Here is a 20,278-nt window from a genome sequence, read left to right on the forward strand (position 1 = left end):
TACCGGCATCCCTGACGCTGACTGATCCGAAGGGGTAACACGTCCGAACAATGAACAGATCCAGATACGCCACATAACGCTGATTCCAGCGCTCCCAACACCAGTGCCAATGTGATCACCTGGGCACGATTGTCACCGCCTGCACCGAGGTCGCTGGCCTGCTTGGCCACGGCGGTGCGCTCGATGCCGAGCAGCGCGGCGGTCGTCTCCACCGCATTGTGGTGAGTCAGCAGGTACGGGTCGCCAGCCAGGCAGGTGGCGACGAAGATCGCCGCACCCTTGGGTGGGGTCTTGCGCGCCAGCAGCTTGGTCAGGAAATCCCTGCGCACACCCATCGCGGCATCACCGAGCTTGTTCAGCGCCAACACCTTGCGGCGTTCCCGCTTGTCGGCCTCGGCCCGCTCGGCTTGGATCCGCTCACGGCGCGCCTGGGCGGCATCGGCGTCGAGGTCCACTGCCCCCTCACCGCTGCTGGTGTCCTCGGCCAGTCCGGCGCGCCGGGCGAACCACGGCTCCGGTGTCAGACCTGCGGCGCGGAAGTCCAGGCAGAAGTAGTGCGCGACGTATCTGGTGGCATCGGTGACGGTGTCGGCGTGGCGCAATCCCTCGGCGGGGCTGGCCTCGGGCTGGTCCTGGGTGTCCCAATCCACGTCGTCCTCATCGACGGCCTCGCCGGTCTCGGCATCAACCACGATCTCGGTTTCGTACAACAGCACCGCCCACTGGGCCGGGTCGGTCACCGCCTGCTCATCGGCCTCGGCACCGTCTGCGGTGAGCAGGTGGCGCACGGCGATGCAGCCAGGATCTGAGGCGTCCGGGCGCTGCTGTAGCCAGGTGAACCCCCGCTCCACGTAGGGCTGGGCCGCCGCCGCTTCGGCCTCGGCGGCGGCGCGTTCCTGGCGCAGTTGGGCCACGACGTGCTCAAAACTGCGCGTGCCCGCCACCTGCATCAGCCGGTTGATCGCACCGGGCAAGTCCTCGAACTCGGTGAGCGCCGCCGCCTCGCTCAAGCTCAGCTGCCCCTCAGCCAACCCCTGCATCGCCGCCTCGGACTTCGCCGCCGCCGCCGCTGCCTTCACGGTGTCCTTGCCGACCGACAACTTCTTGGCAACCCTGGTGATCGACACCCCGGCGTCGATCATCTGCTGGATGCCACGGGTGCGCTGAAGCTCGGTGAGCTGCGCGCGCTGGTCGTTCTCCACGATCTGCTCCGAAACCCGTTCCACGAGTTGGGCTTTGTCGTCCTCACCGGCGGTTGCGGTACGGACATAGACCGGTACGCTCGCCAGTCCGGCTTCCCGTGCTGCCAGGGTGCGGCGCTGCCCGCAACGCACCCGCAGCTGGCCGTCGCGATCGCGCACGGCGGCAATCGGCGTGAGCACCCCGTGCTCTTTGATGCTGGCCACGAACTGCGCGCCGAGGGTGGCCTCGTCGCGGACGTTGGTGTCCAGGACCAGGCTTTTCGGGTCGATGTGCTCGATGACACCCAGCGCGGGGTGCTCACCGGTGTTCTGCTCGGCCTCGGTGGTGATGGTGTCGGTCATGACGGAACCTTTCTCGGTTGTCAGCGCCGCTTGCGCGCCGCCCGCTTTTTTGCCTTCTGGCAGCCAAGATTTGGGCCGGCAACAGCTCCGCGAGAGTGCAAGGTCCGGGCGCAAAGTGTCGAAGGTGCGAGCCTGCGAGCAGCGCGCGAGACTTTGCGAGCCTTGTGCCCGTAGCGCAGCGGAGGCCGTGGCCTTGCGCGAAGCGGACCGCCGGCCATAATCGAAGGCCAGAAGGCAAACACGTCACGGCTACAGCGCCGGTCTCTAATATCAGTGGAATGCGCCTTCGGCACACACGGCGCGGCTGGGAAGAAAGCCGGACCACTCACTGTCCGGTGTGCCGGGCGGCCCAGCTAGGCGCCCACCAGGTCCTCGTCGGGACCGGTCATTGCGCCTGCGGAACCCGACGGCCGCTAAGCTAACCTGCCGACCGGATCCCGGATGGGCGGGCAAGTAACGCTGCAACTAGACCGCAACAACCTCAAGCAGGTCGTCAAGTCCGTGGAAATCGCTGATATTGCGCGTGTAGAGCCTCGCCGAGTGGGCGTGAGCAGTCGCGGCGATCAGCAGATCCATCGATCGCGCGCGCGGCTGACGCCCAGCATCGATAACCGCTGCAGCGATGTTGCCGTAACTCGCGGCCACATCCTCGTCGAGTGGCAACGCGTCGAATTCGCGCTGAACCAGGAGAAGTCGTCGTAACCGTTCACCGCGCACGGTGCGGTCTTTGGCGATAAGAACGCCGAAATGCAACTCAGCTAACGTCACTGCGCTGATGGCGAGATCGCCATCTAGCGGTGCCACGTTCGTCGCGATCACCACACTGGTGTCAAGCAGCGCCTTCACCGCACTAACCACGGGTCGCACACATCGTGGGCGATCTCGTCGCGGTCGGCATCCCATGCCGGGTCAGCGGGCCCTGCGAACAGCTCGGCCACGTCGGACCACCGCCGCCATCTGCGCGGTTTCGCGGGAACTAACCTGGCGCCCGGCCGGCCAGAAACGGTGATCGCGATCTCCTCACCACCCTCTGCGCGTCTGACGAGATCGGAAGCATGTTGGCGCAATTCACGCAGCCCCACAGTCTCCATCACCTTATGGTAGCACAAGTGCTACCATAAGGTGATGGAGAGGTCGGTGCCTAACTCTCGGGAGCGGCGCGCGGGCCACTAGTTGTGCGGTGGATAGCGGCGTAGCCGCTGATAGATCCAGGACTCCGAGCGATCGAAGCTACGACTGATCGACAACGCCGTGACAGTGGGGTCGGCGGCGAGCAGAGTGCGCACTTGCTCGCACCACTGTTGCAGCGGCAGGTCGTCGCCGAGCCGCCGCATCTCAGCATCGGTGAGCAATCTGCCGCGCTTGGCCGACAGCGCTGCGGCCCGACGAACCCTCGTCGCCGCCGGCCATTGAGACCTGGGCCGCATATGGGCGCGTGCTCGGTCCGGATTCCGCGACTTGTCCAGGTTCGCGACGTGTTCGTCGCGGTGCTGCTCCCACGCCTGCGACATCTTCTGTCGTACGCCCGGAGCCAGCAGGACCGCCGTCAATTCCAGGCCGTGGGCGGCACGGTACTGGGCACTGGACAAGCCGTGCGCCCGCTGGGCGTGGGTTCCCAAATGCAGGTACGTGCGACCACACTCGTGGCATAGCAGACGGCCATCGACGGCAATGGAGAGTTGTCCGTAGAACCCGTGGCCATCGCGATCGCCGACTCTCATAGCGGTGCCGCCGGCCCACGCTGGGGAAGGGGTTGCTTGCCGCCGCCGGCAAGATGGTAGAGCGGGTTTTGCGCTGCGGCGGAGCGGGTTTCGGTTCCGGCGGCGTTCACGTAGCGCTGGGAGGTGGCCAGTGATTCGTGGCCGAGGAGTTTCATCAGGCTGTAAACGCTGATGTTGGTGTTGGCCAGTTCAGTGGCGTAGGTGTGTCGCAGGGCGTGCACGAGGGCGCCGGGATTGCGGTGGGCGTCCGGGCCGGCCAATCTGAACGCGCGCAGGACCCGGTATTGCAGTGCCCCGCGGGTGATTCGCTGTCCATCGACACCGACAAACAGCGGCGCTCCGGTGGGCCACCAGCGCAGAACCGGAACGTCGCCGGCCTGGCGACGCTGGACGGTGGCGGGGAACCGAGTGCCGCGACTGGCCAGGTAATCACTGAGAACGTCGATCAGGGTCGCCTCGATCGGGATGGCGCGGTCCTTATTGCCCTTGCCGCGCACGTGGATCACCCCGCCGTGCTCGGTAAGCCGGACATCGCCAATGTTGGCGGCACGCAATTCGCCAGCGCGCAGGCCGGAAAGCAGGGTGGTCAAGATGATGGCGCGGTCGCGTTCGGGCCATTCGTTGCGCAGTTTCGCGTCACTCTGGTCTCCGACGGCGTCGACGAGGGCCCTGGCGGCCGCAGCGGGAAGTGACTTCGGCAGATTTTTGGCGACCTTAGGTCTTCCGACAAACTGCATCGGGTTGGCACCAAGGAGTTCGGCAGTAAACAGGTAGCTACATAGCGTGTTCCAGGTTGACCAGCAGCGGCGGATGGACGCCGCCTCACGGGAGGCAGCGAAGATCGCGAAGGCTTGGCGCATCGCGTCTTTGGTGATCGCCGCGGGCTCGAGCGCGGCTAGGTGTTCGGGTCCGCCGGCCAGCACGGCAGCGATCGCATCGAAGTCACGCCGATACGCATCCACGGTGTGCGGTGAGGGCTTGCGGGTGCTCCGATCGGCCAGAAACGCACGAAACCATTCCGGGCGGTCTGCGTCAGTGCGCGCCGGCGGACCGGGCGAGAGCGGTTCGGCGGGTGACATGGTTCATGCATAATAACTGTTATGCATGAAAGAGCATAGAGGCTGCGGATTGGGTACCGAAATCGCGCCGGTGTCGCTCCCTCGTGCGATGGTGAGGACCATGGACGATGACAACGATGATGATGGTCCCTGGGCGGCCGATGATGAGATTGAGAACAGCGGCCAGCGGAAGCGGGCCGAGGTGGCCCCAGAGATGGCCTCGTTACGCAAGGACGTGGACCAGCTGATCGTTATCTCAGTGGTGCTGGGAGTGGTTGTGTTGTTCCTGTGCAGCCTTGCCATTAGCCAGGCCATGGAACGGCACCGCGCTTCTGCCTCATCGCCACCGTCGGACCGCGATCTGGTAGAAGCCGATCTCCTGCACGCGGGCGTGCATTGTTTCTCGGGTCCTGCTGAGATGGGTGTGGCGCGGCAACGGGCGCTTGCTGCGATCGATCGATACCGGTGGGAAAACCGCTTGGATCGCGAGCGCAGCGAGCGAGGTGGCCGGGATGTGCAGATGTGGGGCGCACTGCCAGCGAAGTTCCCTGAGGGGTTGCTTTCGATCGCTAAGCCCCTTTCCGAAGATGCATCGAAATGCTTCGACATCGAGGTCGCCAGTGGCGCCGGCCCGTAGCCGGAGGTCGCGGTTCGGGAAAGCGGAGTTTGGTGTGCGCCTTGCAATTTGCGATGCTGCAATAACTTCTGAGATATCGGATGACGTATCTCATGACCACTAATGGACCAATGGCGCGCGACTACTTCCATGTCAACTATGGGTTGGCATATATGCCAAGTCATAGTTGACGCGGTTGGGTCTTTCGCGGAGGATGGTTGGCATGGCACCTTCGCGGCTTGTAGAGCTGATAGACCGCTACCGGAATACGCATGGAGTCAGTGAGGCCGAGCTAGCTCGCCGTCTCGGCGTTTCGCGAGAGAATTTGCGTAAGTGGCGTACCAAAGGGGTGCGCCGGCTGCCGGAGCGCACGAATCTGGTTGCTGCTGCGCGTATTATCGGTCGGCCGTATCGGGAGGTCCTATCGGCCGCGCTATTCGATACGGGGTACCTCGATGCCTCAGCCACTGAGCCGCGGCCGTACAGCGAGGTGCTCCATGATGCCATCGGCGTCTTGACTGAGGCGACTCGGCTGACCAATCAGTTGTCGCGGCGCACGGACTCAGGCCAGTGGGAAGCTGATCCGGATCCGCGTGCCACGGTCCCGATCGACTGGGCCGAGTTTGTGACTCTTGCCCTGGCCGGCGCGGCCGCGAACGTGGGAAGTATCGAGGAAGCGCTTGCGGGTCGGCCGGGTTCGTGGGAAGCCGAAATGGTGCGTCGGACCTTGGCATCGACCGTCTTTGACGATAAGGACTTGCTACGGCATCGCACCGAGCCGGTGGTGATCGACATGTGGACGGAAAGCATCTTGAGTCATCTGGGCGATTCCAGCGACCTCGACTACGACAGCGCATCCCTGGAATTGTCCGACCGCGCCGATGCGGTCCCCGAGCCCACCGATCTTCCGCCCGGCCCGTTCTCTGCTGAGGATCCTCGCATCGCCGGGGTCGACTGGGCTGAGGTCGATGACAACGGGTATTTGGTCATCCGCGCAACCGCGGGATGGGGAACTGAAGCTGACATCGCGCTGCTGACCGAACTCCAAGCAGAGGCGCAGGCTTATCGCGACCCCACGCCCGGTGAAATCGCCTACGAGCAAGCCATGGATGAGATCTCGGCTCTGCAGGACGCGCTCGATGAGCTGCGGCGGCGAGAATACCGTGATTACGCAGAACAGTTGACCGAGGCCATTGTGATGCAGCTGGCGGCGCTTGAGTTGTCGGTGCCGATTATCGTCACTGTCTCCCCCGCCCCGAATGTGTTTGCGGACGGCGAGTTCGACCGTCACGGACCGCCCCCGTTGCCGCGCACGGCGATCGAGGCGGCCATCGAGACAGCAATGGCACAGACACCCACGCCAGCTATGCTGGCCGGCACTCCCCTAGATCGGCTCGGCTAATGCTCAGGCAGGCTTGCGATTTCGATTAGCGCGGGTCACCACAGGTGATGTCCGGCCAGGGTTACGTTGCGGGGCACTAGCTTTGGGGATTTGCGATCATTTGCGGCGGCCTTGCGGGAGAAATGCGTCGAGCGCCGCGGCAACCATTTCCGACCTATTGGTGTGGCGGGTTCCGGGTCGTTGGTGGGCTATCTGTGCGCTGGACCAGTCGGTGAGCTGTTTCATGATGTTCAGTTCGCCTTTGGTGGGTCTGATTCTCAGCGGCATGGGTGTGTCGGTTGCGGTTCGGCCGGGGGTGTCTCGGTAAGGGAAGAGGTCTCCTGGCTTGGGGCCGGGTCTGCGGTTGAGGATGAGGGCGGGCAGGTCGTGGACTTGAGCGCGGAGGGCGTCGAGGACCAGGGCGGTGTGGCTCGGGGAGTCTGCGCGGGCGCGTTCGAATCGCTTGATGATCGAAGCCGGGATGCTAAGTACGGTCGGAGACACGATGTGGGCGGCGGGGTCGGCCGCGTCGACATGCAGATCAGGTAGTGCGTTGGCGGTGTTGGGTGTGCCTGCGGCGATCTGGACCGGTGGCGTAGCGGTGGGTGGCGGCGGTGGCGCGGGTGCAGCAGGAGGATTCGTGGGTGCAGCAGGAGGGTTAACGTCTGCCGCTGCATTGTCGTCGCTTGCTGGTGGTGTGTCGTCGTTGTCGGAGGGTGCTGTTATGGCGGTGTCGGAGGCCAGTTTGGGGTGCCGTGGTTGGGGGGCCTGGCGAGTTCGGCGCGCACGCCGCTCGTGGAGCTGGTGGATGCCGCCGCTGAGGTTGTCATTCATTGTGCTGCTTCCTTCTGGGCTGTGTTGGCGTAGTTGATGACGGCTCGCGCCACACTGGTGATCTCGTCGACGAAATGCCGGTTCTTCGCGGGTACGGGGGTGCGTGCGGCGACAGCCATGCGCAGGGTGCGACGGGAGAGCCAACCGTATTTGCCGATCGATGGCCCAACGGGGACGGTGTAGGTCTCGCTGATCCGTTGGAGCCAGTCAACCAATTTGCGTGGTGCAGCATCGACCATGTTGGGGATGATCAGGAGAGGAAAGGCTCGGAGCTCGTCTGCCATCCCTTCGAGCGCCTCTAAGGGCCGGGTCTCCAGGACGATCGGCACGACGACAACGTTGGCGGCAGCGATAGCGCCGGAGGCGCTGGGGTTTGCGTCGTCTCCCCCACCGGGGTGGGTGTCGATGACCAGGGGGCGGCGCCACTGCGCCGACCACTTTTCGAGTTGGGTCGTCACGTAGTCGTCATTGGGCTGGTTGTTGCCCCAGTCGGGGTGGGAGGGAACGAGATCCGCGCGGTATGGCCCGCCTGCGAGCGGCCGGGGGATGCGCTCGTTGTCCATCGCATCGAGCAGCGGCGCGTTGCTGCGAGTTTCGTATCGGTAGCCCCAGGCGCGGCTGGCGCCGCCGCGGTCCCAGTCGAAATCGACAAGTACGCCGGCGAGCAGCCAGGCGAGTTCTTTGGCGATCTCCGTCTTGCCCACTCCCCCTTTGTGTGCTGCGACCGTCACGATGAGCTGTTCAAGGACTGCGCTTACCTGAGGATCTGGGCTGACACCGATGCGTTGCAACGCCTGCTCGCTGCGGGTTTCCTTGACAGACACGTCGCGCTCTCCCAACTCCCCCGGCTTCGATACTTGTCTGGGCCCCAACCCCGCGCACTCCCCCGCGGTTTGTCCTGGTCGGGGAACGTCGACCAGGACAAACGCACGCCCGGCGAAGAGATAACGCGTGAACTACCCGGAGAGTGTATCGCATGTGTGCCCGCATGTGCTGCTGCGTGAAACTATGCGTGGCGTATGTCACACAGTATCGCGTGACTTAGCGCGTGGCATTGCCCGTAGCAACTCGCAAGGCAGCACGGATCAAGTAACGGATGACATCACGCGCACGTACCCTCACACACTAGTGTGCGGCATAACGCGCAAGGTAATGCGTGCGTTAATAGATGAGATACCGCATGAGATACTTGTCAAGATAAGCTATCAGTCGTCGCGAGGAAGTCGGCGTAGGGGTGCCAACTTTTGGCGCAAGATATCTCACGCGCTATCGCGGCGCACATCGGCTCTTGAGAAGCCGGCGGGCCACGGGCAGCCACGTTGTTGAGTGACCCCACCCGGGGGGGTGGTTGCTTCAAACATCTTGGAAGTTCGAACCTTCTTGAAAATTCGTTTGGTCCGCCCGTCGCTTTGGGCTCTACCCCGGCGGTAGCGTTTTTCACCAGGAAGTACGCAGGTAGAACCGCGCTTAGGGGAGGTCCCCGTGGGATTTTTGGAAGACTTGGAACACCTTCTGAGTCCGATCAGTGCTGGGATCGACGCTTTATTCGGCGGAGACGACAGTGGGTTGGCGCCACGAGATCGTGCGACTGCTGTCCTGACGCCTGGATTGTTCGGCGGGCCGCCTTACATGGGGGTTCCGGGAGGTCCGGGCGGTCTGCCGCAGGGAGCGCAGCAGGCGGCGGGAACGTATCAGCAGACCACCGGGGCGCTGGCCGCGACCGATGAGAAGTTGGCCGAGATGTTGAAGAAGATCTTTGCTTCCAATGACGAGACGCGGGCGCGGGTCAGTGAGCTTGTTGCCGGGATTCAGGCGGCTCACCAGAAGATGCTGACCGACCCGACGATGCGGAACGATCCGCAAGCCCAGGCGCTGTTCAACACGATGTTGGACCAGAATCTCGCCGAGATTCAGCGGCTGCTCAACAGCGCGAAGGTGGACAGCAAGAAGCAGGCCGAACTGCTGGCCGCGCTCGGTAATGAGTACCGCGACAACAGCGGCGAGCACCGTAAAGGCGGCGCCGATGGGGGTGGTGGGTCTGGCGGCGGAGCCGATGGCGGTGGTGGGTCGGATGGTGGCGGCGCCGGCGGTGGCGGCGGTGGGTCTGATCCGGGTGCTGGCAGCGGCGCGGGTGGGGTGAGTGATCCGCTGGCCGGGATGGGCGGGATGCCGGGAATGATGGGTGATCCGATGTCAATGCTGGGTCCTGCGCTGGGGGCGCTCGGTTCGGTCCCGGGGGCGTTGGGCGGTGCGGGGGGCTCGTTGCCGATGGATGCGCTGGGGGCGTTGGCGCCGCTGGCAGGGGCGATGGCCGGACAGGGAGCTGGAGATGGTTTCAGTGATGACCGAGGTCGGGAGAGGGCAAAGCCGTCGGATTTTGTTGATGAGCATCATGGGGAGGGTGAGGGTGATAGCGACTCGGAGGGGTCCGGGAAATCGAAGGGCGACAGTGAGAGCAAGCCGGAGCCAGCGGCGGCCGGGCCGGGCGGACCTCAGGGCGTACAACCGGCGGCCGCGGCTGCCGCGCCGGCCAGCGCGCCGGCGGCCGACGGGTCACTGGTGGTGCAGATGCCCGATGGCACCCCGGTGACCACGACGTCAGCACAGCATGCCGCGGTGGTGCGGGCGGTGCTCAACGGGGCCTCGGCGACCGATGCATGGAAGCCGTACGCCCAGTTACCGCCCCCGGGTACACCGGTCACCGAGCCCGCCGACCCCAATCACCTGGTGCCCGGCCAGGTCGCGCAGTGCAAGAGCCGCGAGCCAGTGGTCTATATGGGGAACGGCAAAATTTGGCTTGACGGGCAGCTTCAGCCACAAAGCGCGTTGCCTGCCGGAGAATTCATGGCATGGGAGGACCCAACTCGGTTCGCCGGCGGGGTCGCCGGGCACGCACCGGCACCGGCGGCGTTGTCGCCGGCTTCACCGGGGACCACTGTGACAGCGGGTGCCTAGATGCGGTTCGAGGAGGCGGGAGTCGCGGTGATCGGTGACCAGGACTGGACCGTGGCGGAGTGGTCACGCGATGGCGCGCTGATGGTCAAGTTAGGGGATCCCTCAGGCCGCGATGTGCAGGTCGAGCTGGAGCGCGACGCCATGTCCTGGCCGGCTGAGGTGCTGGCTGATCGGATCATGCGGCTCCACCGGTTGGCGCTGATGCGGCTGCGGGCCGAGACTCGGGAGCGTAGCCGCAAGGAGTCCGGCGTGGAGTGGTCGTTGCAGGCGGGCTGGCCGAGCCTGGTGGACGTCGACGAGTACCGGCTGACGATCGATTTTTGATGGTCGGCGCTTGATGCCTTGGGCCCTAGGCCCCTTTAGGCTTTGGTAAAGACGCAGTTCAGAGCGCAGGAGGTAGGTAGCGGTGGCTAATGATGTGTCGGTGGATTTCGCCGAGTGGCATGAGCACGCGAAGTGGTGGGAGGGCGAGGGCCCTCGGGTCCGCGAGCTGCTTGACGCCAGCCCGGAATCACTGGAGCGGGCGCGATCGATGTTCGGGCGGATCGGTTCGTCGACGGTCGGTGCGGCGTTGCAGGAGGTGTTGGTGGCCCGCGCCGAGGCCGGGCATGCACTGGGCCGCTACTGCGAGGACGTCGCGGGACATATCCGCAGCAGCGTGACTTCCTACCGAGACGCTGAGGAGCACAATCAGCGTGCTCTGAGCACTTAACCGCAAGGGGTTGCGCGGTGGCGGATTCGGTGCGGGTGGATCCCGCGGCGCTGGCAGGTGCGGCGGGTCAAGCCGGTGCTGTCGCGCACGCGGCCATCCCGCACGCTGACCAGGTGGCGCCGTGTGCCTCCGATCATGTGTCGGTGGCAGCCAGTTCCCGGTTCGGTGCGCAGGTCAGCCTCGCGCGCCGCTACACCGAGATAGCCAACTCTGTGGCCAGGCGGTACGGCGTGATGTTGCAGTCCAGCGCCGCGGCCTATGGCGACCAAGAGGCGGCGTCGGCGGCCACGTTGGGTTCTGGTGGTGGCGGGGCGGTACCTATACCCACACCAGTGCCGTCCGCCGATGTTGATGCTGTCGCTGCTCTGTTGAGCGGCGGGGGGGTGTCGTCACCGGCGGGGGAGGTGCCGGTGGCACCGCGCGATATCGCCCGGCTCATCGAGACCGGGCGCGGCGGGGTCGGGGTGGCGGCCTGGCAGGCCGTGGAGCGCAGCCTGCGCGTCGAGGCCGCCGCTCTTGAGCAGGCGGTCGAGCAGCTGGGAGCTGCGATCGTGGCGACCGAGGCCAGCTGGGAGTCGGGCAGCGCCCCTGCAGCGACCGCTCGGCTGCGTACGCTGCAGGGCTGGTATGAGGGTCACGCACGCTATGTCGGGGGATTGGCTCAGCAAGCCTCGACGCATATAGGGAATTTTCACCGGGCCAGCACCGACATTCCGACCTACCGGGAGGTGGTTGAAGGAGAGCGCGAGCTGGACACGGCGGTGCGGGCCAACATCGCCGCCAAAGGTATGCGGCGCGAGGCGGTCGTGCACGCGCAAGTGAAGGTGGCCGGCCTCTATCAGGCCTCGACAGCAGGGTTTAGCAGTTACACCTTTGCCGAATCGGTGCCTGGACCTGGCCCCGGCGCGCCGATTCCGCCGCCGGGCACCAGCGCGGGCAGTCCCGATGTGCAGCGGGCCAACGGTCCCGGCGGTGCTCCGGTGACCAAGCCTGATCCGTCGCCGGCCTCGGCCCCGCGTGAGCCGGTGCAGCAAGGCCCGGGGCCGGGGGAGAGCCTGCTCAGTGGTGGGCCGACTTGGCCACCGGCCGACGTCGACCCGGCCGCTGTGGGTAGCCCCTTGCTGGAGACAGTGACCGGAGCCGGGGCGGGCGCGGTGCCCCAGCTGCTGCCGGGAATTCTGGGCGGGGTTGTCGGCGGCCTGGGAGGCGTGATGGGCGGCTTGGCCGGATCGGGGGCCAAAGCGTTGCAGGGCGTGCAGCAGGCCGCCGCACCGATGATGAGCGGGCTGGGCCAACACCCCGGCGGTGGGTCACCCTCTGGTGGGGAGTCGCCACCGGAAACCCCGGAATCACTCGGTGAGCCCGCAGGTGCCGATGGTGGCGGTGGGGGCGGCGGAGAGACCGCGCCGGCCAGTGACGGCGGCGCGATGGGCGCGCCCGCTCCGCTAATGGCCGCCCCAGAAGCGGCCGCCCCGGCCGCGGCCGCTTCGGCACCGGCAGCCCCAGCCGCGACATCGGCAGGACCGGCCCCCGCGGTGGGGGCGATGGGTCCGATGATGCCGCCGATGGGTGGGCGCGGTGGGGCGTCGGGGGGGCCTCAGAACAAACAGCTCTACCCAGACCGCGTACTCAAAGTGGTGACACCACCCAATAGTGAGCCGGTCAAGAACCGTTATGAAGGGCGCAATAAAGACAATGACCGAGGCCGGGACAAACCGCGTGGGTAATCGCTTTGACACCGCCATGTCCGATGACGAATACACCGCCGCCTTCGTGAAGCAAGCCGCGATGGTGCAGGCGGCCGTCGCTGCGTTCCACGCCGACTGCGAGCGCCGCTCCGAGGAACTCGGGCCGTTCGGCGACGACGTTCAGGCGACCTTGAACCGCGATGGGCACCTTGAAGACCTCTACATCGACCCGACCGCGCTGACGCGCTACACCCACCTCGAGCTCGAAGACGTGATCACCGATGCCCTACGCGGCGGCGCGGAACGCCTCGGCGCGGTGCTGGTGGAGACGTGGCACGACCACTACGAAGCCGAGCATTCGCCGATCCGCGAACTGCTCGAAGAATGAGAAGAAACAACCCCCATGGGATATCTTATCGACTATCTCATCGGGTATCGCGTTAGCTATCTCATCGGGTATTGCGGACTGAGCGGGGAGATACCGCGCCGCGTCGCCACGTAGGCCTCGAACTGCGAGATCTCGACCGCGACCTGCCCAGCGCGCTTGGTCGCGGCCCGCGCCCGAATACGCGCCAGTTCCTGGCCGATCTGCGCGCGGCCGGGCCCGGTGGCGGCGGCTTGTCCGCGGGCGCGGGCCGCGGCGTGTTCGGCGCGTTCGCGTGCGGCGGTGCGCGCCCGTGTTTGCGCGGCCACGCGTTCGTGGGCTTCGCGCGCCTCGTCGAGTGCGGCCGGCCGGTCGGCCAGGGTGTTGTGGGCGCTGTGCCAGGCGAGCAGGGTGCCCAGCAGGGCGATCGGTCGCGGCGGAGCGTCCGGGATGCGATGGCCCGCGCCGAGCCAGTCTGAGACCAGTGCGTTGAGGTCGCGCGGTGTCCAGCCGGCGGCCGCCGGCGCGGCCAGCATCGCCGCCCAACTGCCGACACCGAACCTGCGGGCCCACGGGGGGGCGTGTGGATCAGCGCGCCACCGCACGGCCAGGCGCCGGCCGGCCTCATCTGGTGTTCGGCGGCGCGCAGCGCCGCGGTGCCGGGCGCGGTGAGCGCCCGCGTGGGTAGTAACCAGCTTGCCCAAACAGGGGGGTGTAGTAGTTAGTGGGGACCGTTCCAGGTGGGGTGACAAGCTGTGGACAAGCCGGGTGGTGTGGGCGTTGTCGTGCAGTGCCCACACCGAGGCCCAACCGCGGTGGCGATCGCCCATCCGCCAGGACGCCATGCGTTCGATATAGGTGCGTCGGCGCCCGCGCAGGATCTCGGTGGCCACCCCGAGCAGGCGCAGGCATTCGTGGGCGCGTTGGATGGTGCGTTCGTCATAGCCGGTGTCGCGTTCGAGTTGGGCGTTGGTGGGCCGGCAGCCCCGTCCGGTGCTGCGATCGGCGTAGCGGGCCATGGCCGCGGCGATCACGATCAGGGTGGGTTTGGCGATGCCCCCGTTGCACATCAGCGGCCGCACCCGGTGGTAGTGCAGGTCGTAGGCCACCGCCACCGTGATGTGCGCCCAGCCGGTGGGCCCGGCGCTCCAGCACGGCACCCCGGCGTAGGCCTGGTCGTCGAGATTGAGGGCGACGAACGCGCTCGGGCACGGCAGGTCCCGGCCGGCCAGGCGCCGCCCGCGCCGCATCGCCAACACCTCGGCAACACCAGCGGTGCGGATGACACCGCGGCGCGGGCGAGCCGCAGTACAGCCGCGATACCCACCACGGGCGCTGTCCGCATGCGGCGGGGAAAAAAGTGGATCACGGCACGCGACAAAATCTGGAACCGGGCCCAGACATGCGCTACCGTGAGACGAGACTCCCAAGTCACGTCCCTTTCAGGGGCAACGGGTGCGGACCCGGAACCGAGCTGGTAACTCGGCTCAAACCCTCCGACAGGGCCCCGCTTCGGCGGGGCCTTCGTCATGTCAAGGGGGGTGTTTCCGCACCGCAATATTCAGCTGTCAGCATCTGCCCGGCCAGGCACAGGCCCGAAGAAGAGGCCTGCCGGCCGGGCGCGGTGAGGATTCACATCGCCAGCGGCAAAACCTCCGGGTGTTTGTGGAGTTCGCGGACCAGGTCTTCGCGGTCGTAGCGATAGGCCAAGACGTCGGCGACGAGCTGAGACATGCTGATGCCACGTTGCGCTGCTTCGGCTTTGACTTCCTCGTAGACCTCTTCAACGGGGCGACACATGATGAGTTTGCGCTGACCTTTATGCGGCTGAGCCATGGCCGCGATCATGGCACGGCTATCTGATAGCGGGCCTCCGACACGCCGAGGCCTCGTGATGTTTTTGTGATATCCGCACGCCTCCCACCTGCAGTTCTCGCTCATTCACGCCGAAACGTGACGTAGCGAGAAGGCGTGGCGGCGGTTCCCGCTTCGGCGGGATGGGCGTAAAGGTGCCCAATGCGCCTCAACCATTGGCAGGCATCTGCGCGCCGGGGGGTCAAAAGGTGCTGGGCCGGCATCAGCGCCGCCGGCGAGCCGACACGGGCCAGCGCGGCACTCATGAACAGCCGCCAGTGGGTGTGACCGGGCGGCTTGTACGCCCCGCACACCACCGTCTCATCAGCATCAAGGACGGTGATCCGCTGCGTACCGTTGTCATCGACGCTGGACACCAACGGGCAAATCACCGCGGCAGTCATGCCGCACCGGCGATGCCGTCTACCGGTGAATCCTGGGCGAACTGCTCGTACGGGTCGGGCAGCGCCGCGACGGCAACGTCACCGATCTCCTCGCGGCGGCGCGCCTCAAACTGCTCAATCAGCCGCGCATATACAGGCGCGAGCTGCGGGGGGTAGTGACCGGGCAGCAATATCCCACCCCACACGCCGTAGCTGGCACCGGAGGCCACCGCGTTGTAACTGCAGCGACCCCGAAACGGGCATTCGGCGCAACGGGCACCCGCGCGCGACCTGCGGTTGGGGTTGAAAAACAGCTCCGGCTCCTCCCGGCACGCCAGGTCCTGGTCGGTGTGGAATAGGCGCACCTCGGCGCGTAACCGCGATGAATCCGAAGGCCGCGGGCCGCGGGTACTCGGGGTGATCGTCGTCATGGGGTATGTCCTCCTGCGCGTTCGGCCTGGCGGCGGTTCTTCACCAGCACCCTCCGATGGTGAATTGACGGTAATCTAGCACAATTACCGGTAATTAGGCGTAATTTTGCTAACTGGATGTCAGGATCGATCGATGACAGGACCACACGTCCATGGCAGATGCGTTGGCGTCGATGCCATCGGCGCATGTCAGAAGCCAGTTGACTAGATGAGCGCATCTGCGGACGCCGGGCAGCAGATTGCTCACCCCACGAGCCAAACGGCGGCGGGGATGCAGTTATTTACCGGGAAATCGGGCAAAATATCGCCCATGTCCTGGGCCACACTCGGTACCGCCGTGCGTGAGCGCCGCTACGAGCTGGGACTGAGCCAAGCCGACGTCACCGCCCGAGGCGGACCCTCTGTCGAAACTCTGCGAGCTGTCGAGAAAAACAGGGCCGGCCGGCTGACCGACAAATTGCGCCGAGCCCTCGAACGCGCGATCGAGTGGGAAACGGGCAGCATCGACGACATTCTCGACGGCAGCCCCCCACGCCCACGGCCACCCACTGCCACCGTGGCCGAGGCGCGCACGGCACCCCCGGCCAACGGGCCAGGGCCGGCACCTAATGCGGCCGAGCGTTTCGCCGTGGCCGAACACCTGATCAAGGTGCGGCGCACCTTCGCCACCCACCGCGACGACATGGGGGAGACCGCTCGCGCGGCAATCGAAGCGGAGTTCGCCAGCGCTGCGCGCGAGCTTGAAGACGCGATGGTGTGGATGCTGCCGTGGCTTGGCGATGAGGAGCGGGCCGCGGCGATCCGGATCCTGGGCGAACTGCGCAGCGGTTAAAGCGTGTCGGAGCAGCGCGATACGGTGCGGCCATGAGCAGCAATATCCCTGGTATGCCTCCTGGCGGAGGCACCCCGAATCTGCCGGCCACTCGACGGGCTGACGCACTCGTGCATGTTGAACGGCACCGTGCACGCGGGTGTGCCGGGGTGCGGCCACCGCAGCCGCGGCCGCAGTCCCTCTCCGAGCAGTGGTGGCACTACAGTCGCGGCTGCGCGGCCGCCCTACGCGCCGGGCGGCCCCTCACGCCGATCGACGTCTACGGCCCGGTCCTGGAACCGGGCGAGCACGCGCTATTGAGCACCGAGATCGGCTACAGCCGCTACTGCGACACTGACGCACGCTATTCGCCGTTTCCGCTGATCGTCGCCGGCCGCCCCGCGCTCATGTTCGGGGCCCTTGCGGCGCAAGGCGTGATCAACCACCGCCGGAAAGCCAACGCGGAGCGAAAAGCCGCGCACCAGTGGCGGTTTCACCAAACCAGCTCCGTCATTGTCACCACCGACCGGCTGATCTGCAGTACGGTCCCCCATGGGCAGATGAGTTTCTGGTTCGACTCGTGCACCGAATTCCACCCCGACCTACACCAGTGGACACTCACACTCGGCTTTGAAGAGGCAGCTCCGGTACGGCTGCATGGCCCTGCGGCTCCCGCCCTGAGCCTGTGGAGCGCCCACGGAATCTTCGGAGACAGTGGACTTTCCGACCCACGCTTGGCCGCGCTGGTCAGCTAACGAGCGATCCCATCGGAGTTAACTTCCGAGCAAATTGCGCGTATGTTGGTGGTTGTGGAGCTCTGGACGGCGGACCAAGCTGCCCGCCACTGGCAGGTGACGCCGTCGCGGGCCCGCAGCATCCTGTCCGACCGGGGAATCCGCCGAGTATCGGGATATCCCGTCGACGAAGTGCGTGGCGTGTCCCGCCGCCAGGGCGCCCGCACCGACCTGACACCCCCCGTCCAAGCCCACACCCTTTCCGAAACGGCCGAGGCGATCATTCGCGCCACCGACGAACGCACAAGGCTTCGGATTTTCTTCGAATTCAGTCGCGGCGCAGACGAATCCGGACCGGCCGCCCTCGCACTGACCAGCAGGGAGCCGCCCCTAACCGGGGACTCCCGCTATGACGCACTGCTGGCTGCGATTGCCGAACACCTCGCCAGCCGGTACGGGTCGCCAGGCCCGCTGTGGAGCTGCACGCTCGAACGCTTCCTCGTCGACGAGGGGCCCTGGTGGATTTCACCCCTGCCCTCCGCGCGGGCCCACGCCATGTTGTGGACGCCGGCCTCGTTTCGCCGGCGCGGAATATACCTAGACCGCCACGACCTCACCCATGACGGAGTTACCCCGATGCCCGAGCCGTTGTTTGACCACAGCGAGCTGCGCCGCGCGTTGAGCGCTTTAGCGGAAAAGCTCGAGCGCCGCCGGATCGTCGGCCAGGTCCATATCGTGGGCGGGGCCGCCATGATCCTGGCGTACGACCAAACCCGCACCGCCACACGCGATATCGACGGATTGTTTACTCCCGACGGTCCGATGATCGCCGCGATCCATGAAGTGGCGATCGAGCAGGGTTGGCCATCGACGTGGCTCAACAATCAGGCCGCGGGCTATGTCTCACGGAAGCCGGGTGAGGGCAGTCTGGTGTTCGACCACCCGCACCTGCAAGTCGCGGCGACCCCGCCTCGCCACCTGCTGGCGATGAAAGTCCTGGCTGCCCGGGCGGTCCGGGACACCGACGACATCCGCTTCCTGCTCGATTACCTGGGGATTACAGGACGAGCGGAAGTGTGGGCCATTGTTGAGCGCTATTTCCCAGACACAGCAATCCCGGCGCGCTCCAAACAGCTCATCGAAGACCTACTGGACGCGTAGGCAGCTACCGGTCTATGGGCTATCGGATCGTTCAAACTGCGGTGGGCTGGTTGCTGTACGCCGACGGAGAGCAGCTCGGCGTCTACGACACCGCTGGCGAGGTGTTCGCCACGGCGGCCTGAAAGCCGCGGTCACGACCCAGCCGGAACATGGCGACGACAGCTGGACGGAAGCTACGGGACAACACCAGGTCAGATTGACCACCGCGTCTTCGACAAGGGGCTCTTCGATCCACGCTTGGCTGGCGAGAGAAAGGTCTGACCGCCGATTCTTTCTCCGTGGGTACCGCCTGAAGTGCTCAATGCGTGAAATAGCGCGGTGGCCACCGGGCCGAATTAATGCTGGTTGGCCCATGTGTTGGGCGGTTCGGGGCCGTAGAATCGGGCGCTATGGCGCGAAATTTTCAAATGGATCCGGAAGCGACGCGGGCAGGTTTGTCGAACGCCGATGCCGCTGCAGCGTCGCAGCCAGGGTCAAGCGGCAGCGGCCTGCAGCCCGGCGGATACACGATGAACCTGACAGGCGCGGTGAGCGGATCAGTAGCGGTGCGCCAGGCCGAGGCCGAAGTTCGGGTGGCCGCCAACATGACGAGCCGCGAGGTGTCGGTCGCTACGGTCCAGGCCGCCGAAGCGGCGAACTCGGGCGCACTGAGCACGTAGGGAGGTTTGGTTGAGATGACGGCTACTTCGTCACCGTGGTCACGGGAGGCTTCGCCTTCGGTGACACTGCCTGCTCCGCCATCGCCACCACCGCCGGTGCCCGGACCTGGCCCTGGCGCGCCGCGGCCCCCTCATCACGTTGCGCGGCAGCAGAACACTCGCCGATGGGCATGGGCTGCCCTGGCGCTGCTGGTAGTAGTAACCGTGTCTGGCGGCGTGAGCGCCGCAATCACCTACGCCGCGCTGAGCGGCGAGCAATCTACATTGAGTTCACCGACGCCTTCGGCGCCGGCACCAAGCTCGCCCACGACGACACCGCGGTTTACCGCCGCCGAGACGGCGGCCGCCAAAGATCACCTCTGCCACGTCTTCGATGTCTCTGTGCGGGGTCAGGAAGGCCAAGGAGGCCTTCGCGTGGAAGGCAAGCTAAACGTGCCCATTGCGCTTCGCGCCGTCAACAGCGCGTCAGTAGTCGAAAACGCACTCATACCAGCAGTCCCCGCAGAGATCACAGTCGCCGCCCGAGCCTATGTCAGTGCCACGCTGCAGGCGACCACAGCCGCGATGGGCAATACTCCGACGCCGGAATTGAATCGCCTGAATGATATTTCCAACGACGCTATCAACACATTGCTGGATTCATGCGGTCTTCCGAGGTGAATTGATTTAATGGCAACGGTTTCTGGTGTTGAGGTCCAGGACTGGTGGGCGGAGCGGAACAATAAGCAGGTAGAGAAGCTGCTTAGGACTCATCTCCAGTCGGCGTCGAACCCGTTGTCGCATCCGGGTGTTCCGTCGGTTCCGCATGTGGCTGGTGATCATCCACCACCGCAGGGCGCGTTTGTGACGCTGTTGTTCGGGCCGTTGGTGTGGCCGCTGGATTCAGAAACGCAGGTAGCCGCGCTTGGCGAGCAGTGGCGCGAGAACGGCCGGATAACCGAAGAGGCGGCGACAGAGGCCCACCGGGCGATGCAGGAAGTGTTCAGCACCTATTGGACGGCCGGTGAGGGTGCCGACCGCGCGTATGACGCCTATAGCCGCGAGGTGTCAGACAAGTTCGAAATTGCTGAAATGTGGAGCTTCGGTGGTTTTCTAGTCGGGCGGTCCGCAGGCGATGTAAGAGACACCAAGCGAGTGATGCTCCGCGAAAACAATGAAGCCCACCAAGAAATCCAGGCGTTTCTCAAAAGTATGAGCGGTCAGTCGATCGCGCAGATAGCGGTAATCCTTGCACCACATCGGGCCGGTATTGAAGAGGCTGGGGCACAGCTACGGGCACACGTCGCCAAAGACACCCTGAACCGTCCCGGGTTTCATGCACCCTCAGGTTTCTGTGATCCGGCCGGTCTACCGGTCACGAGTTGGGAATAGT

Annotated in this window: 24 protein-coding genes; 13 read left to right on the forward strand and 11 right to left on the reverse strand. The window is 65.6% G+C overall.

Annotated features, from left to right (window positions below; genetic code table 11):
• The 5 genes from AWC08_RS23395 to AWC08_RS23415 form a co-directional block, all read right to left on the reverse strand.
• Window positions 1-1,544, reverse strand: a 1,544-nt coding sequence (locus tag AWC08_RS23395; protein ID WP_142283752.1) for a ParB/RepB/Spo0J family partition protein, incomplete at its 3' end; no start/stop codon positions are given.
• Window positions 1,545-2,009: 465 nt separating this feature from the next.
• Window positions 2,010-2,390 (reverse strand): type II toxin-antitoxin system VapC family toxin, encoded by a 381-nt coding sequence (locus AWC08_RS23400; RefSeq protein WP_054586057.1) that lies wholly within the window; start codon window positions 2,388-2,390, stop codon window positions 2,010-2,012.
• Window positions 2,387-2,635, reverse strand: a complete 249-nt coding sequence (locus tag AWC08_RS39195) for a type II toxin-antitoxin system Phd/YefM family antitoxin (protein WP_069432784.1) — start codon at window positions 2,633-2,635, stop codon at window positions 2,387-2,389. The genes AWC08_RS23400 and AWC08_RS39195 overlap by 4 nt, the downstream gene beginning before the upstream one ends.
• A gap of 78 nt (window positions 2,636-2,713) precedes the next feature.
• Window positions 2,714-3,265, reverse strand: a complete 552-nt coding sequence (locus tag AWC08_RS23410; RefSeq protein ID WP_069432785.1) for a MucR family transcriptional regulator — start codon at window positions 3,263-3,265, stop codon at window positions 2,714-2,716.
• The gene (locus AWC08_RS23415) at window positions 3,262-4,344 is read right to left on the reverse strand and encodes a tyrosine-type recombinase/integrase (protein ID WP_069432786.1); all 1,083 of its coding nucleotides are present in this window, start codon (window positions 4,342-4,344) and stop codon (window positions 3,262-3,264) included. Before AWC08_RS23415 ends, AWC08_RS23410 begins: the two co-directional genes overlap by 4 nt.
• Window positions 4,345-4,444: 100 nt before the next feature.
• Between AWC08_RS23415 and AWC08_RS23420 the strand changes: the two genes are divergently transcribed.
• A complete protein-coding gene (locus tag AWC08_RS23420) occupies window positions 4,445-4,960 on the forward strand; it encodes a hypothetical protein (RefSeq protein WP_069432787.1) in 516 nt (171 codons plus the stop codon).
• Window positions 4,961-5,162: 202 nt separating this feature from the next.
• Window positions 5,163-6,341, forward strand: coding sequence for a helix-turn-helix domain-containing protein (locus tag AWC08_RS23425; RefSeq protein WP_069432788.1), 1,179 nt, complete (start codon window positions 5,163-5,165; stop codon window positions 6,339-6,341).
• A 96-nt stretch (window positions 6,342-6,437) separates the two neighbouring features.
• On the opposite strand, the gene AWC08_RS35755 is transcribed toward AWC08_RS23425, so the two are convergent.
• Window positions 6,438-7,154 (reverse strand): hypothetical protein, encoded by a 717-nt coding sequence (locus AWC08_RS35755; RefSeq protein ID WP_142283753.1) that lies wholly within the window; start codon window positions 7,152-7,154, stop codon window positions 6,438-6,440.
• Entirely contained in the window at window positions 7,151-7,978 is an 828-nt protein-coding gene (locus AWC08_RS23435) for a ParA family protein (protein WP_232007737.1), read from the reverse strand. The genes AWC08_RS35755 and AWC08_RS23435 overlap by 4 nt, the downstream gene beginning before the upstream one ends.
• A 658-nt stretch (window positions 7,979-8,636) precedes the next feature.
• On the opposite strand from AWC08_RS23435, the gene AWC08_RS39200 reads away from it, so the two are divergent.
• The 5 genes from AWC08_RS39200 (at window position 8,637) to AWC08_RS23460 (ending at window position 12,897) form a co-directional block, all read left to right on the forward strand.
• Window positions 8,637-10,109, forward strand: a complete 1,473-nt coding sequence (locus AWC08_RS39200; RefSeq protein WP_142283754.1) for a DUF4226 domain-containing protein — start codon at window positions 8,637-8,639, stop codon at window positions 10,107-10,109.
• A complete protein-coding gene (locus tag AWC08_RS23445) occupies window positions 10,110-10,433 on the forward strand; it encodes a hypothetical protein (protein ID WP_069432791.1) in 324 nt (107 codons plus the stop codon).
• A gap of 82 nt (window positions 10,434-10,515) precedes the next feature.
• Window positions 10,516-10,821, forward strand: coding sequence for a type VII secretion target (locus AWC08_RS23450; protein ID WP_116672263.1), 306 nt, complete (start codon window positions 10,516-10,518; stop codon window positions 10,819-10,821).
• A gap of 17 nt (window positions 10,822-10,838) precedes the next feature.
• The gene (locus AWC08_RS23455; RefSeq protein WP_069432792.1) at window positions 10,839-12,548 is read left to right on the forward strand and encodes a PE domain-containing protein; all 1,710 of its coding nucleotides are present in this window, start codon (window positions 10,839-10,841) and stop codon (window positions 12,546-12,548) included.
• The gene (locus AWC08_RS23460; RefSeq protein ID WP_042910126.1) at window positions 12,517-12,897 is read left to right on the forward strand and encodes a hypothetical protein; all 381 of its coding nucleotides are present in this window, start codon (window positions 12,517-12,519) and stop codon (window positions 12,895-12,897) included. Before AWC08_RS23455 ends, AWC08_RS23460 begins: the two co-directional genes overlap by 32 nt.
• A 56-nt stretch (window positions 12,898-12,953) precedes the next feature.
• Here the strand turns inward: AWC08_RS23460 and AWC08_RS23465 are convergent, their stop codons facing one another.
• The 4 genes from AWC08_RS23465 to AWC08_RS23480 all read right to left on the reverse strand — a co-directional run bounded on the left by AWC08_RS23465 (window position 12,954) and on the right by AWC08_RS23480 (window position 15,541).
• Window positions 12,954-14,123: a helix-turn-helix domain-containing protein gene (locus AWC08_RS23465; protein WP_080691106.1), complete on the reverse strand. Its 1,170-nt coding sequence runs from the start codon at window positions 14,121-14,123 to the stop codon at window positions 12,954-12,956.
• A 382-nt stretch (window positions 14,124-14,505) separates the two neighbouring features.
• A complete protein-coding gene (locus AWC08_RS23470) occupies window positions 14,506-14,709 on the reverse strand; it encodes a hypothetical protein (RefSeq protein ID WP_042910171.1) in 204 nt (67 codons plus the stop codon).
• 101 nt (window positions 14,710-14,810) lie between these two features.
• The gene (locus AWC08_RS23475) at window positions 14,811-15,131 is read right to left on the reverse strand and encodes a hypothetical protein (protein ID WP_042910128.1); all 321 of its coding nucleotides are present in this window, start codon (window positions 15,129-15,131) and stop codon (window positions 14,811-14,813) included.
• On the reverse strand, window positions 15,128-15,541 hold the full coding sequence (locus tag AWC08_RS23480) for a WhiB family transcriptional regulator (RefSeq protein ID WP_069432794.1): 414 nt from the start codon (window positions 15,539-15,541) through the stop codon (window positions 15,128-15,130). The genes AWC08_RS23475 and AWC08_RS23480 overlap by 4 nt, the downstream gene beginning before the upstream one ends.
• A 310-nt stretch (window positions 15,542-15,851) precedes the next feature.
• On the opposite strand from AWC08_RS23480, the gene AWC08_RS23485 reads away from it, so the two are divergent.
• The 6 genes from AWC08_RS23485 to AWC08_RS23505 all read left to right on the forward strand — a co-directional run bounded on the left by AWC08_RS23485 (window position 15,852) and on the right by AWC08_RS23505 (window position 20,277).
• Window positions 15,852-16,373: a helix-turn-helix domain-containing protein gene (locus tag AWC08_RS23485; protein WP_042910132.1), complete on the forward strand. Its 522-nt coding sequence runs from the start codon at window positions 15,852-15,854 to the stop codon at window positions 16,371-16,373.
• A gap of 32 nt (window positions 16,374-16,405) precedes the next feature.
• Window positions 16,406-17,107 (forward strand): hypothetical protein, encoded by a 702-nt coding sequence (locus tag AWC08_RS23490; protein WP_142283755.1) that lies wholly within the window; start codon window positions 16,406-16,408, stop codon window positions 17,105-17,107.
• A 42-nt stretch (window positions 17,108-17,149) separates the two neighbouring features.
• Window positions 17,150-18,247 (forward strand): DUF6036 family nucleotidyltransferase, encoded by a 1,098-nt coding sequence (locus AWC08_RS23495; protein WP_069432795.1) that lies wholly within the window; start codon window positions 17,150-17,152, stop codon window positions 18,245-18,247.
• A 389-nt stretch (window positions 18,248-18,636) separates the two neighbouring features.
• Window positions 18,637-18,906 (forward strand): hypothetical protein, encoded by a 270-nt coding sequence (locus AWC08_RS23500; protein ID WP_142283756.1) that lies wholly within the window; start codon window positions 18,637-18,639, stop codon window positions 18,904-18,906.
• Window positions 18,907-19,122: 216 nt separating this feature from the next.
• The gene (locus tag AWC08_RS35760) at window positions 19,123-19,566 is read left to right on the forward strand and encodes a hypothetical protein (protein ID WP_142283757.1); all 444 of its coding nucleotides are present in this window, start codon (window positions 19,123-19,125) and stop codon (window positions 19,564-19,566) included.
• Window positions 19,567-19,575: 9 nt separating this feature from the next.
• Window positions 19,576-20,277, forward strand: a complete 702-nt coding sequence (locus tag AWC08_RS23505; protein WP_142283758.1) for a WXG100-like domain-containing protein — start codon at window positions 19,576-19,578, stop codon at window positions 20,275-20,277.
• The last annotated feature ends 1 nt before the right edge of the window (window position 20,278 follow it).

Source organism: Mycobacterium gordonae (assembly GCF_002101675.1).
Classification (GTDB): Bacteria; Actinomycetota; Actinomycetes; order Mycobacteriales; family Mycobacteriaceae; genus Mycobacterium; species Mycobacterium gordonae.

Bases quoted from the DNA above. Each gene is read 5' to 3' on its own strand.
- AWC08_RS23480 (WP_069432794.1), bottom strand. From the start codon at position 15,541: ATGACGACGATCACCCCGAGTACCCGCGGCCCGCGGCCTTCGGATTCA.
- AWC08_RS23460 (WP_042910126.1), top strand. From the start codon at position 12,517: ATGACCGAGGCCGGGACAAACCGCGTGGGTAATCGCTTTGACACCGCC.
- AWC08_RS23445 (WP_069432791.1), top strand. From the start codon at position 10,110: ATGCGGTTCGAGGAGGCGGGAGTCGCGGTGATCGGTGACCAGGACTGG.
- AWC08_RS23425 (WP_069432788.1), top strand. From the start codon at position 5,163: ATGGCACCTTCGCGGCTTGTAGAGCTGATAGACCGCTACCGGAATACG.
- AWC08_RS23505 (WP_142283758.1), top strand. From the start codon at position 19,576: ATGGCAACGGTTTCTGGTGTTGAGGTCCAGGACTGGTGGGCGGAGCGG.
- AWC08_RS23490 (WP_142283755.1), top strand. From the start codon at position 16,406: ATGAGCAGCAATATCCCTGGTATGCCTCCTGGCGGAGGCACCCCGAAT.
- AWC08_RS23465 (WP_080691106.1), bottom strand. From the start codon at position 14,123: ATGCGGCGCGGGCGGCGCCTGGCCGGCCGGGACCTGCCGTGCCCGAGC.
- AWC08_RS23495 (WP_069432795.1), top strand. From the start codon at position 17,150: ATGTTGGTGGTTGTGGAGCTCTGGACGGCGGACCAAGCTGCCCGCCAC.
- AWC08_RS39195 (WP_069432784.1), bottom strand. From the start codon at position 2,635: ATGGAGACTGTGGGGCTGCGTGAATTGCGCCAACATGCTTCCGATCTC.
- AWC08_RS23485 (WP_042910132.1), top strand. From the start codon at position 15,852: ATGTCCTGGGCCACACTCGGTACCGCCGTGCGTGAGCGCCGCTACGAG.
- AWC08_RS23415 (WP_069432786.1), bottom strand. From the start codon at position 4,344: ATGTCACCCGCCGAACCGCTCTCGCCCGGTCCGCCGGCGCGCACTGAC.
- AWC08_RS23410 (WP_069432785.1), bottom strand. From the start codon at position 3,265: ATGAGAGTCGGCGATCGCGATGGCCACGGGTTCTACGGACAACTCTCC.
- AWC08_RS23475 (WP_042910128.1), bottom strand. From the start codon at position 15,131: ATGACTGCCGCGGTGATTTGCCCGTTGGTGTCCAGCGTCGATGACAAC.
- AWC08_RS23420 (WP_069432787.1), top strand. From the start codon at position 4,445: ATGGACGATGACAACGATGATGATGGTCCCTGGGCGGCCGATGATGAG.
- AWC08_RS23470 (WP_042910171.1), bottom strand. From the start codon at position 14,709: ATGGCTCAGCCGCATAAAGGTCAGCGCAAACTCATCATGTGTCGCCCC.
- AWC08_RS23500 (WP_142283756.1), top strand. From the start codon at position 18,637: ATGGCGCGAAATTTTCAAATGGATCCGGAAGCGACGCGGGCAGGTTTG.
- AWC08_RS35755 (WP_142283753.1), bottom strand. From the start codon at position 7,154: ATGAATGACAACCTCAGCGGCGGCATCCACCAGCTCCACGAGCGGCGT.